This window comes from Pedobacter sp. KBW01, assembly GCF_003852395.1.
In the GTDB taxonomy this organism is placed as follows: domain Bacteria; phylum Bacteroidota; class Bacteroidia; order Sphingobacteriales; family Sphingobacteriaceae; genus Pedobacter.
The window spans coordinates 277314-290925 of record NZ_QAJQ01000007.1 but is presented as its reverse complement, the minus strand read 5'-3'; the positions used below and the strand labels follow the sequence as shown (position 1 = coordinate 290925).

The window sequence follows — 13612 nt, the reverse complement described above, 5'->3', positions numbered from 1 at the left end:
ACTTTAAGATATTAAGACGATGAAGAAATTAATTTGGATAATAGCAGGTTCGTTCATGTTGCTATCGGGGGCAGCATCTGCACAGCAGGATGCCCAGTACAGCCAATACATGTTCAACGGCATTTACATCAATCCGGCCTACGCAGGTTATAAAGAAGTATTAAACGTACACACCTTTTACCGTAGCCAGTGGACGGGAATTACCGGTGCACCCCGAAGCATGTCGCTGGCGGTCGATGCCATTGCCAACAGTGGTAATGTGGGGTTGGCGCTTCAGGTGGCAAGCGATAAACTGGGCGCACAGAATAACCTGAGCATTTACGGTAACTATGCTTACCGCATCAGGCTGAACGATGATGGTAGCTCTCGCCTGGCTTTAGGTTTAGGGGTAGGTATGGCACAATTGGGGATAGATGGTTCTCTTTTAAACCCGAACAACCCTGAACCTAACCAACCGGTAGGCATGCAGAGTACCATTGTACCCGATGCAAGGGCTGGCGTATACTTTGCCAACGATAAATACTATGCTGGTTTTTCGGTAGATAACCTGATTGCTACTTATATTGATATCGATCGTTATGCTTTTATTCCGCAACCCAAACCACATTATTATTTAACAGCAGGTGCACTGTTTCCGCTTAACGAAAATTTTCAGATCAAGCCTTCTTTTCTGTTAAAAGACGACCGTGGCGGACCAACCAGCTTAGATGTAAATGCCTTTTTAATGATCAAAGATTTTATCTGGATAGGTGGTTCTTATCGTACAGGAGTAAAACTGTATGATAAAAGTTATTTGCAAAAAGATCTTACACCACGCAACTCTGCTGTTGCAGCCATACAGATCTTTCCTTCCGAAAAATTAAGGATTGGTTATGGTTACGATTTCTCTATCGGTCCCTTGCAAGGTTACAGCAGCGGTACCCACGAGATTTCGATTGCCTATTCATTTATCAGACAAAATATCAGGTTAAGTACCCCAAGGGTGTTTTAAATAAATCATATTTCATATTTTTGACCAAATTAACTAAACGCTATAATGAAGAAAATTTTACTAGGAACCTGTTTTTCTGCATATTGTTTATTTGCTCTCAGTTTCTCAGCAAAAGCACAATATGTTTTAAAAGATGCCGATAAGCAATACGAGCTGTTTAATTACAGCAAAGCCATTGATTTATACGAACAGGCCTATAAAAAGAAAGCAAGCTTGCATACTGCCGAACGTTTGGCCAGCGCCTATGCCCTGGTTTACAATTATAAGGAGGCCGAAAGCTGGTATGCCATTGCCTCGAAAATGCCCGACAGCAAAGTCGAAAATATTTTAGGTTATGCCAAAGCTTTACAAAGCAACTCTAAATACAGCGAAGCCAAAGTGCAGTACCTGGATTACATCAGTAAAAATAAAAACGTATCAGAAAAGCAGCAGGCTGTTTGGCTTTCTTCCTGCGATTCGGCCTTGAAATGGTTAAAGAACCCTAAAAAGATCGAACTGGTTAATCAAAAGGCATTAAACAGCATACAGTCAGATTGGGGTGCCGTTAATTATCAGGGAGGGGTAGTATTTACTTCCGACAGGTCGGATGCCCGCCTCGAAACGCAGGAAAGCAAACCCTTTTTAAGGTTCGATGGCAGCAAAGAACCCGATAAAAAAGTTTATGGCTGGACCGGTAACGGATATTTAAAACTGTACATCAAAACTTCCCCGGCTGATAGCCTGGCCTTGTTCCCGATAAAAGCCGGAACAAGGTACCATGTAGGTTCGGCAAGTTTTACTGCCGATGGCAAAACCATGTATTTTACCTTAACCCGCATTACCAACGAACTCGAGCGTTTAAAGAAACAGCCTACAACGGTTAATGTTGAGATTTTTAGCTGCAACAAAGCTGCCGATGGTACCTGGAGCAAACCTGTATCTTTTGCCTATAATAACGTAAACCAATATTCGGTTGGCGATCCTTTTATTACCACCGATGGCGATAGCCTTTATTTCGTTTCCAATATGCCTGGTGGATTGGGCGGGACAGATATTTATGTTTGTTTAAAAACCAGTGCCGGCGACTGGGGGAAGCCAATTAACCTGAAAGAAGTAAACACCGAGGGCAATGAACGTAGCCCGGTTTTTGATGCAAAAGATAATTTTTATTTCTCGAGCGATGGCCGTACCGGAATGGGCGGACTGGATGTGTTCAGGGCTTTAAAATCTGGTAGCGAAATCCGTCAGATTGAAAATATGGGTTATCCCTTCAATTCCCCGCAGGATGATTTTGGCTTTAGCCTAAACGAAAAAGGCGGTATTGTTTACCTTTCTTCTAACCGCGAGGGTGGTTTGGGCAGCGATGATATTTACAGCATCGACCAGAAAATGATTTTAGCTTTCAAACTCGAAGGCCGTGTTTTTGATAAGGGAAGTAAACAACCGCTCACAGGTGCCTTAGTTACTTTAGCCAAGGTAAATGGCAGCATCTTAAAAACAGAAACCGACGAGAACGGTTTTTACAAGTTTGATCTCGACAAAGAATCAGAATACAATGTTTCGGCCGAAAAAACAAATTACAGGGCTGATGTAGAAAACCTGGCCACTATTGGCTTAACCACTTCAGCTGTGCTAAAAGAAGATTTGTATTTAGAAGCTGTGGTGATTAACAAAGCCATCCGCATTGAAAATATTTACTACGACTTCGATAAATGGAACATCCGTGCCGATGCCGCTGTAGAGTTGGATAAACTGGTGAAAATCATGACTGATAACCCAACCATCTGGATTGAGTTAGGTTCGCATACCGATAGCAGGGGTAAAGACAATTATAACCTCGATTTATCGCAAAAACGTGCCGAATCTGCTGTGCAGTACATCATATCAAGAGGTATTAATAAAAACCGCATTACGGCTAAAGGTTACGGCGAAACACAACTGCTAAACAAATGTGCCAACGGGGTAAATTGTACAGAAGAGGAACATCAGCTTAACCGAAGAACAGAATTTAAAATTGTAAAACAATAAGCATAGCTAAGGTTAACAATATATTTTATTTTTTAATGCCTCCGGTGTAAACCGGGGGCATTTTTTATGGCATTCCCGGACAGTCGCGATGTTACGTTGCCGCCTTGCTGATCCGATAACTATCGGATTTATTTCAGCCTCGCCATGGTCTGTGTCTTCACAGACTACTCTTCTCAGATTCAAACCTGCAAGGTTTGGTCAGGTCTACATGCCCTGAAATGTCTTGTATGAAAAAAAATGACTATATGTTGCAATAATTACTAAAAAATAAAACTAAAATTGTTAGTATTTTGTTTAAAACAATTCAATTTGTATTTTTATTAAAACTAAAAATATTAGTATTTTTGATCTATTCATCCCAGTATTATAGCAATGGAAAAAGAAAGGCAGATTATTCATATGGATCAAGATGCATTTTTTGTGTCGGTAGAAATTAGAAAAAACCCAAAACTATTGGGTAAACCCGTTATTATTGGCGGTGGTAGCGATAGGGGCGTGGTAGCTTCATGCAGTTACGAGGCCCGGCAATATGGTATCCATTCGGCAATGCCTGGCCGAACGGCAAAATTGCTTTGTCCGCAAGCTATTTTTTTAAGGGGAGATATGGAAGAATACTCACAAGCCTCGCATGAGATTACCCAAATCATCGCAGATAAAGTGCCCCTTTTTGAAAAGGCCAGTATCGACGAACATTATATCGATATGACGGGTATGGACCGCTTTTTTGGCTGCATGAAATTTGCTTCCGAACTCAGGCAAACCATTATAAGAGAAATGAAATTACCCATTTCCTTTGGTTTATCCGTTAACAAAACGGTGGCTAAAATTGCTACCAATGAGTCAAAACCAGATGGCGAACGGCAGGTTACTTTTCCAGAGTTAAGGCCTTTTCTCGATCCGCTGGCTATTCATAAAATTCCGGGCATTGGCCATGCTACCTATAAAAAGTTAAGCGAAATGGGGGTGCGGCAAATCCTTACCCTTACACAAATTCCGCAGCAGCTTATGTTTAAAATTTTGGGGCAACACGGGCTAAGTTTATGGCAAAAAGCAAATGGTATCGATCTGGCTCCTGTAGTGCCTTACCGCGAAAGGAAATCCATTGGTACACAGGCTACTTTCGAAAGCGATACCATGGATATCGCTAAACTGAAAGCCATTATTACCGGCATGGTAACAGGGTTAACCTTTCAACTGCGCAATCAGAAAAAACTTACTGCCTGTATTACCGTAACGGTGCGCTATACCAATTTCGAAACGGTTACCCAGCAGGAACGGATTCCCTATACCTCGCTCGATTCTTTTCTGATTAGTAAAGCCCATAGTCTTTTCGAAAAAGTTTATGCCAAAAGAATGCTTTTGCGTTTGATTGGCGTTAAACTTTCACATCTGGTAAGTGGTTACGAACAGATGGGCTTATATAACATCGCCGAAGAAGAATACAGTCTGTACCAGGCCATGGATAAGGTGCGTAACAGTTACGGGGCCGAGGCGGTAGTAAAAGCCTGTATTGTTACCCAGCCACCCCGCGATGAAAAAGGGAAAATAATAAAATACAACCCCCGTAAAAAGAAAGTACTGATCGAAAATACTGCTGATGAAGAACAGGAAGTAAAGAAACGTTCAAAAATCAGAAGTTTTATGAGCGAAAAAGGAACTACCGGTACCAACTTGTACGATTAGCCATGTTTTTGAATGTACATTCTTCATATAGCCTTAAATATGGTACACTGAGTATTGAACAGCTGATTGCCACTGCGCGCAGTCTGGGCATCCATCAAATGGTTCTTACGGATATCAACAATTCAACCGGGGCAATTGAGTTTATCCGCCAGTGCTATAAACAGGGCATTGCCAAAGAGTCCGACGAAATACATAAAGGCAATATTCCATACCAGATTAAGCCCGGAGCTGGTATTGAGTTTAGAACTGATAACAGGTTGTTGTACGTGGGTATAGCGAAAAATAAAGAAGGCATGCGCGAGTTGAATGAGTTTTTGAGCTACCACAACATCAACAATATTGCCCTCCCCGAAACCCCGCCCGAAATGAGGAATGTATATCTCATTTATCCTTTTCAGAAATCATTTAATCAGGCACTAAAAGAAAATGAATTTGTAGGGATACAAGGCAGGCAACTTAATTTTTTATACAAGCACCCGCTGCTAAGGCAGAAAGAAAAACTGGTGGTATGGCATCCGGTTACCGTAACCAATAAAATTACATACCGTTTGCACGAATATTTTAGGGCCATTGAACTGAACACACTGTTAAGTAAAGTCCTCGATGAGCAGAAATGCGATCCCGGCGAATTTTTAATGCCCGAAGCCGACCTCACCAGGCAGTTTGAACAGTATCCTTTTATTGTTCAAAATACCCATCAGTTACTAAACAGTTGCGATTTGAGTATTTACTTTGAAGATAACCCCACACCTTCTTCTAAAAATAAATTCTATTATACCAATGAAGGCTTTGAGGGCGATAAAAAGCTGTTACGCCAATTAGCAGAAAATGGGCTTAAAGATCGCTATGGCGAAAACAATGCAGAAGCCACTGCACGTTTGGAAAAAGAGCTACGGATTATTGAACTCAAAAATTTTTGTGCCTATTTCCTCATCACCTACGATATTGTTGATTATGCCATGAACACATGTGGCTTTTATCATGTAGGCCGGGGCTCTGGGGCCAATAGCATTGTAGCGTATTGCTTACGCATTACCGATGTAGATCCCATCGATCTCGATTTATACTTTGAACGTTTTCTGCACGAAAAAAGAACCAGTCCGCCTGATTTTGATATCGATTTTTCGTGGGATGAAAGAGAAACGATACAACGTTATATTTTTAAGCGATATCCCGAATGGCATGTAGCTTTTTTGGGTACTATGAGTACTTTCAAAGACCGTGCAATTATCCGCGAAATTGGTAAGGTAATGGGCTTGCCCAAAGAAGAGATCGATAGTTTTACCGACCCGACCAAAGAAAGGGAAAACCTGCTGAACGCCACCTATCAAAAATTGCTGGCTGTGCACCAATACATGAAAAATATGCCCAACCAGCGCTCTATACATGCCGGGGGGATTCTGATTTCAGAAGAACCCATTACCTATTATACTGCATTGGATATGCCGCCCAAGGGTTTTCCTACAGTACAATGGGATATGTACGAAGCCGAAGCAATCGGGTACGAGAAATTCGATATTCTAAGTCAGCGGGGCATTGGCCATATTCGCGAAGCTGTACAGTTAATTCAAAAGAATAAGGGAAAGCAGATCGATATACACGATTTCCCGACTTTTAAAAATGACGCCAAATTGAACGGAATCTTAAAAGAAGGGCAACCCGTAGGCTGTTTTTATATCGAATCGCCAGCTATGCGGCAGTTGCTCAAAAAATTAAAGTGTGATAATTACCTCACCTTAGTAGCTGCCAGTTCTATTATACGTCCGGGGGTAGCCAGTTCGGGCATGATGAAAGCCTATATAGAACGTTATCACGCACCCGATAAAGTAGTTTACCTTTGCGAGGTAATGAAGCAGCAACTGGCCGAAACTTATGGCGTAATGGTTTACCAGGAAGATGTAATTAAAGTATGCCATTACTTTGCTGGCCTCGATCTGGCCGATGCAGATGTGCTGCGCAAGGCCATGAGCGGCAAATACCGGTCGAAATTGGCTTTTGATGAATTGGTAAGCAAATTTTTTGCCTCGGCGCGTAAAGAAGGTCACTCAGAAGAATTGATTACAGAAGTGTGGCGACAGATTTCATCTTTTGCAGGTTACAGCTTTTCGAAGGCGCATTCGGCTTCCTTTGCCGTAGAAAGCTATCAGAGCCTGTACCTTAAAACGTATTACCCCATGGAATTTATGGTTGCCGTGCTTAATAATTATGGTGGTTTCTACAGCCGCTGGGTGTACGTTAACGAGCTGCAAAAAACAGGTGCGCACGTGCATTTACCTTGTGTAAACCACAGCGATGAAGTGGTGAATATACAGGGCGAAGATGCTTATATAGGCTTTATCGGTGTGCAGGGGCTGGAAGAGAAAAATATCAAGATTATTCCTGCCGAGCGTAGGACCAATGGACCTTATCTCGATCTGGAAGATTTTGTAAAGCGGAGCAATATTTCGTTAGAGCAGGCCATTATTCTAATCCGTTTGGGCTGCCTGCGCTTTACCGGCAAAGACCGTAAAACCCTGCTTTGGGATGTACACAATTACCTCGGCTTTAAACAAAAAAAAGTAAATGCGGCCGAGCTTTTTAAGCTGAGTTATAAAACCTATCAGTTGCCTGAGCTGATAGATTCGGAGCTCGAGAATGCTTATACAGAATTAGAATTACTTGGTTATCCGTTGAATTATAAAATGTTCGATTTTCTGAAAACAAGCTACCGTGGCGATGTAATGGCTGCCGATTTGCACAAATATTTAGGTAAAACCATCAGGATGGTGGGCAATTATGTATGCGAGAAAACGGTACATACCATTAAAAACACCAAAATGTGGTTCGGTACATTTTTAGATGCCGACGGCGAATTTTTCGATACTACCCATTTTCCTAATAATACTCCTATGTATCCTTTTAAAGGGAAAGGCTGTTACCTGATTTTGGGTAAGGTTGTCGAAGATTTTGGCTTTCAAAGCATCGAGGTGTTAAAGTTTGCCAAACTGGATATTCAGATGAATCCGGTAGCGATTGATTAAAAAATATTCATTATTCGATAACATTGTTAAAAATATGAGCCGAATAATATTTTGTACGCTTGCGCGCGTTTCTAACGCGTGCATAAATAGCCCAACGATTCCATCGTTTAAGCTTTTTCATCAACATAATTTTTATATTTAATCCATGATTCACTTCAAAGCAGAAATAGAGCGTTTCGAAAGCATGGGCGAAAAAACTGGCTGGAGTTATGTATTTATTCCGGAGGTTTTAGCCAATGAGATTAAAGCCGGTTGTAAAAAGAGCTTTAGGGTAAAAGGCAAAATAGATCAGCTCGAAGTTTCCGGCCTGGCTACCATACCGATGGGAGAGGGCGATTTTATCATTGCCTTAAATGGTCCATTGCGCAAAAAACTCAGAAAAGAAGCCGGAGCAGCTATCGAATTATTCTTAACAGAAGATAAAGACTTTAAAATTGAAATGCCCGAAGATCTCGAGATCTGTTTGTCAGAAGAGGAGCATCTGATCCAAAATTTTTTAAAACAACCTAAATCGCACCAAAACTATTACATCAACTGGATTAATCAGGCTAAAACAGAACCAACCCGTACTAAAAGGCTTGCGATGACGGTTAAAGCGATGGATAAAGGGCAGGATTTTGGAGCAATGATGAGGGAGAGTAAGTTGTGAGTTCGGATTTTTTAGTTTGGAAATAGTAAAGAATAAAAGAATTACGCTGATTCCCAATTCCAATCTCCCAACTTAGGGCTACCGATTATAATTCCTGAACCAGCTGTTCACCTTCATCTGGATTACACCTAAAAAGGCTTCCCTAAAAATACGTGTACTCATTTTAGAAGTGCCTTCAGTACGATCGGTAAAGATAATAGGCACCTCAACCACTTTGAATCCGAATTTAATGGCGGTAAATTTCATTTCAATCTGAAAGGCATAGCCCACAAACTTAATTTTATTTAGTGGAATGGTTTCCAACACTATTTTGCGGTAACATTTAAAACCAGCAGTAGCATCCTGAATGTTAATGCGGGTAATAAAACGAACATACATTGAAGCAAAGTACGACATTAAAACCCTGCCCATCGGCCAGTTTACCACGTTTACCCCCTTAACATACCGCGATCCTATAGCTACATCTGCACCATTTACGCAAGCTTCGCGCAGGCGCGCCAAGTCATCAGGGTTGTGCGAAAAATCAGCATCCATTTCAAAAATGTAATCGTAATTTTTTTGCAGTGCCCAGTTAAAACCATAAATGTATGCAGTGCCTAAACCTTGTTTGCCCGAACGTTCTTCGATAAACAAATGCCCCTGGTATTCATCCTGCAACGATTTTACAATATCAGCAGTTCCGTCTGGAGAGCCATCATCAATAATTAAAACATGAAAAGGTTGGGTTAAAGAAAATACCTTGCGGATAATCTTTTCGATGTTTTCCTTCTCGTTGTACGTTGGTATGATGACTAAACTATCTGGCACGTTCGTTGTGTTTTTTATGAATAAAAGCTTTGTATTTTATGCCCTGCGCTTATTTGCACACTGCCCTTTGCTTTCAAAAGGCGAAAGTAAAGATTTAATATGAATTCATCACGATTTTTCCTTGAATTGTGGATGCTTTACATCAACGACATTAAACAATTATTTTTTTACCATATAAGACATTTAAGGACACTTAAGATTTAAAACTTATATGAAACTCAAATGCCTTATATGGTTAATATTAAGCAATTATCTAACTTCCTGCATTAGCCTTTTAACCAACTGAGAAAAAAGGATTAAAGCTAAACCAGCTATTAAAGAGTACAATGCCAAAGCTTTATAGCCTTCAGTATATGCCATTAACTTGGTGGTTAACGAAGCATTATCGATACTCGACATTTCTGCGCCCAGTTTCCCTGCAGCCAACTGCCCAAAAGCACTCGATAAAAACCAAAGTCCCATCATCATACCAAACATCTTTTTAGGCGAAAGTTTGGTAATAATCGACATACCAATAGGACCTAAGCAAAGTTCGCCCAGCGTTAACAGTAAATATGCCAGTGTAAATACATTTAGCGAGCTAATGCCTTGTGCGTTTGCAAAGAAACGGGTAGCATAAAATATATAAAAACTCAGCGCCAGTAAAAGAAAACCAATACCAAATTTAACCACAGTATTGGGCTCTATTTTGCGTTTGTAAAGGCCTAACCACAAAATACCCACAATCGGACTAAACACAATAACAAAGAAAGAGTTTACACTGTTGTTTACCACATTGGGGTCGATATTAAAAAAGAGAATTTTATGATCGAGGTTATCTTTTGCAAACAACGAAAGCGAACCACCACTTTGCTCGGAAATGGCCATGAAAATGAAATAACAAAAGATAAATACAAAAGCTGCAAGCAATTTATACTGTGTCTTTTTATCTTTTATTTTAAAGGTTTCGTACAAAAAGTAAATCATAGCCACCACACCAATCGTGTACATGAAATAATCGGTAAAAGCTGTGTTTTTTACCATGATGTAAATTAGCGGGATACACAGGATAGAGCCGATGTAAACCGAAATTTCGAATGTTTTCTGTTTTGTTTTTTTAAGGTGCAATAATGGCGAGTTGCCAATAGGACCTAAATGTTTTTTAGTGAAAATAAAGGTGCCTAAGCCAAACATCATTACCACGGCCGCCGATAAAAAGCACAAATGCCAGCTGTAATATTTACCCAAATAAATACACATGGCACCACCTAATAAGCCGCCTACATTAATTCCTGCATAAAAAAGTCCGTATCCGGCATCCCTTCTGTTATCTTTTTCGTGGTAGAGTTCACCCACCATTGAAGATACATTGGGTTTGAAAAAACCTGTACCGATAATGGATAAGGTTATGCCAATATAAAACAGATCGTGGGGCGAAAAAGCCAGGACCAGGTTACCGATAATCATTAACGATCCACCCCAAAAAAGTGATTTCCTAAAGCCCAAAATCTTATCGGCAAAAATACCCCCAATAAAGGTAAACGCATATACAAAAGCTTGAATGGCACCATATTGCAGGTTCGATTTCTGATCGCTCAAACCTAGCTGATCCACCATGAAAAAGGCCAGTACGCCACGCATGCCGTAAAAACAGAAACGTTCCCACATTTCTACCAGCGATAGATGCCAGAGCTGTTTAGGATATTTTCCCTCAAAATTCTGGATATCTTCTATTGAAACTGTTTGTTCCATTGAAATTTGTTTAAAAATTAAAAGCCCGATCGGAACCGGGCTTTATATGAAATTTATTCTATTCTGTTAATGAACACCGTGCATCCACTTGCGTAATAAAGGGCTTAATGCAAACATAATTAACCCTGCAACAATAGGAATGATCGTAAATATTAAGAAGAAAATTGAAATAGAGTATTCTGAGCTTATCTTATCGATTAAACCTCCGGTAGTACCTGCTAACCAGTTACCGATAGCAGTACAGGTAAACCATACACCGAACATTAAACCCACCAGTTTAGCAGGAGCTAACTTACTAACGTACGATAAACCAACAGGCGAAACGCATAACTCTCCAACAGTATGAAAGAAATAAGCGAATATTAACCAGAACATACTTACCTGCGCTGATGTGGCTCCTTTTGCAATGTCCATACCACCATATGCCAATCCAGCAAAGCCTATACCGACGAAAATTAAGCCCAGACCAAATTTTACAGGGCCACTTGGATTAAATTTAGTTTCCCATACTTTAGATACAAATGGAGCAAGAGAAACAATAAAGAATGAGTTCAAAATCCCAAACCATGAAGCAGGAACTTCTGTATTTAAAGAGGTAAATTCCTTTTGTACTTTCCAGATGGCTAATCCCCAGATAATAATAAAGCTTATTGCTGTGAAAATTATTGTAGCAGGATATTTTTTTGCAATTTTTGCCGCCAGGCTTAATAAAACCACCGTTACAGCAATAAGTGGAAAAATAGTAAGTATTGCATCAACCCATTTAAAAGTTGTACCTGCACTTCCTGTTAAATTTCTAAGGGTATAATCTTTTGCGAAAATAGTCATTGAACCGCCTGCCTGCTCAAATACCATCCAAAAGAAGATAGTAAAAATCGAAAACACTGCAATTACAGCTAAGCGTTGATTACTTACATTTTTTGGTAAAACTTCATCAGTTGGATCGACTACTTTTTCCGTCTTATTTACGGCAGCACCTAAAACACCAAATATTTTTTGTCCGAAGTAAAATTGAAGCATTCCAAAAAACATAAATACTCCCGCTAGTCCAAAACCCCAGTGCCAGCCCACTTTTTCGCCTATATAACCGCACATTAACATACCTAAAAAGGCACCAGAGTTAATACCCATATAGAAAATGGTGTAAGCAGCATCTTTCTTATCACTTGTAGATGGATAAAGTTTACCAACTATAGAAGAAATATTTGGTTTGAATAATCCGTTTCCGGCGATTAATAAAAATAATCCTAAATAGAAGAAATTGGTATTTGCACCTTCTAAGGCCATTGATATATGACCGAGAGTCATAATTAAGGCTCCTAAAATAACTGCTTTTCTATATCCTGTCAATCTATCGGCAATTAAGCCGCCAATTATTGGGGTTAAATAAACTAAGCCTGTGTACCATGCATAAAGTTGTAAAGCCTCTGGTCTTGTCCATTGCCAGCCGCCTTTGCTCATTTCACTTACTAAGAATAAAACGAGTAAAGATCTCATTCCATAGTAACTAAATCTCTCCCACATTTCAGTAAAGAATAGTACAAAGAGGCCTACCGGGTGACTAAATAATTTTTCTTTTGATACGCTGTTACTCTCTAAATGGATATCAAGTTCCTTGTTATCGTCAATACTAATGGTTGCATTAGATTTTTGCATAAAACATTTGTTGGTTTTGGTTTATGAATTCAGAATTTGTGTGTTGTTTAAGCTAGTTTAGCAGGGCGCAATATAGTCAGCGGATGCCAAACTCACAAATTTTTAAATGATGTGTCAGATAATGAAGTTGTTAAGTTTTGTTAAAAATTAAAACTTTCTGATGGGCTTAACATTTTTCTTCGGATCTGCATAAAGTTCATCGTTCGAATTGGGGTCGTTGTTTAGCGTAAGTTCTTCCTGTAGCTTTAATTTGCCTCCAATGATTTTGAAGCCATCAAAAGTACCGTCCGATCCATAAAATTCAAACTTTCCTTTTATTTCTGGATCGAAGGAAGCCAGGTGATCGAACACAATCATCCCCGCTTTTACATCGGTTTTAAGCATCATTGCATTCGATTTGGCATACTCAAATATAACCCTGTTCTTTCCTTTCTGTTCTTTTCCATCAAAAACAGGAGCGCCAAAGTTTACGTTGTCTTTATCAAATGAAAGGATTTCTATTACCTTTTTAGTAGTGGTCTGCGTATTGCCTTTCCAGCCTAGCAGTACATAATAAGGTAAACGGTTTCCGCTAGTTACCGGTACAATTTCATAGTATCTTGCTCCAAACCATTTCTGATTATTGGTAACAATATTCGAATCATTCATATTCTCCGTTTGGTCGATGAGCGGATAAAGCTTTAAAGGACCATTTTTGGTATTCATCTGTATTGTACCATAATAGCGATAGCTGCCGTTTTCGAGATGTACATACCAGGTTAAAGTTCTGAAAGCGTGATCAGGAGATATGATTATCGAAACATTTTTTAACGAATCAAAAGAGAAAGTAAAAGAATTGGGCATTTTTAGGGCTTCAACTAAGAGTTTAACAAATTTACCGTTATTTTCGAGTTTCTCATTGTCGCTTAATGCAGTTGCCATAGCTGTTGAAATTTTGATCAGTGAATCCTGAAAAACGTTAAGTTTATTAGGTGCCTGTTGCGCCTTTGCGTTAAAGCCTAGCAGGCCAATAAACAACAGGACAGACAACTTTATGTTCTTCATCATGTTTGATCGTGAGTTTTTTAC

Annotated in this window: 9 protein-coding genes; 5 read left to right on the top strand and 4 right to left on the bottom strand. The window is 39.7% G+C overall.

Features of this window, described 5'->3' with window-relative positions:
• The first annotated feature begins 19 nt into the window (after positions 1–19).
• The 5 genes from DBR40_RS08015 to DBR40_RS07995 all read left to right on the top strand — a co-directional run bounded on the left by DBR40_RS08015 (position 20) and on the right by DBR40_RS07995 (position 8350).
• Complete coding sequence (locus DBR40_RS08015) at positions 20–991, top strand: type IX secretion system membrane protein PorP/SprF (protein ID WP_124559222.1); 972 nt, start codon at positions 20–22, stop codon at positions 989–991.
• 45 nt (positions 992–1036) lie between these two features.
• Positions 1037–2998 (top strand): OmpA family protein, encoded by a 1962-nt coding sequence (locus DBR40_RS08010; protein WP_124559221.1) that lies wholly within the window; start codon positions 1037–1039, stop codon positions 2996–2998.
• A 372-nt stretch (positions 2999–3370) separates the two neighbouring features.
• Positions 3371–4681: a DNA polymerase IV gene (dinB, locus tag DBR40_RS08005; protein WP_124559220.1), complete on the top strand. Its 1311-nt coding sequence runs from the start codon at positions 3371–3373 to the stop codon at positions 4679–4681.
• Between the two features lie 2 nt (positions 4682–4683).
• Positions 4684–7701 carry a DNA polymerase III subunit alpha gene (gene dnaE / locus DBR40_RS08000; protein ID WP_124559219.1) on the top strand — a complete coding sequence of 1006 codons (3018 nt, stop codon included), beginning with the start codon at positions 4684–4686 and terminating at the stop codon, positions 7699–7701.
• A gap of 145 nt (positions 7702–7846) precedes the next feature.
• Positions 7847–8350, top strand: coding sequence for a YdeI/OmpD-associated family protein (locus DBR40_RS07995; RefSeq protein ID WP_124559218.1), 504 nt, complete (start codon positions 7847–7849; stop codon positions 8348–8350).
• Between the two features lie 78 nt (positions 8351–8428).
• Here the strand turns inward: DBR40_RS07995 and DBR40_RS07990 are convergent, their stop codons facing one another.
• The 4 genes from DBR40_RS07990 to DBR40_RS07975 form a co-directional block, all read right to left on the bottom strand.
• Positions 8429–9157 carry a polyprenol monophosphomannose synthase gene (locus DBR40_RS07990; RefSeq protein ID WP_124559217.1) on the bottom strand — a complete coding sequence of 243 codons (729 nt, stop codon included), beginning with the start codon at positions 9155–9157 and terminating at the stop codon, positions 8429–8431.
• Positions 9158–9406: 249 nt separating this feature from the next.
• Positions 9407–10888, bottom strand: a complete 1482-nt coding sequence (locus DBR40_RS07985; RefSeq protein WP_124559216.1) for a peptide MFS transporter — start codon at positions 10886–10888, stop codon at positions 9407–9409.
• Between the two features lie 66 nt (positions 10889–10954).
• Positions 10955–12544 carry a peptide MFS transporter gene (locus DBR40_RS07980; RefSeq protein WP_124559215.1) on the bottom strand — a complete coding sequence of 530 codons (1590 nt, stop codon included), beginning with the start codon at positions 12542–12544 and terminating at the stop codon, positions 10955–10957.
• A gap of 147 nt (positions 12545–12691) precedes the next feature.
• Entirely contained in the window at positions 12692–13591 is a 900-nt protein-coding gene (locus DBR40_RS07975) for a hypothetical protein (RefSeq protein WP_166211106.1), read from the bottom strand.
• Positions 13592–13612 lie beyond the last annotated feature (21 nt).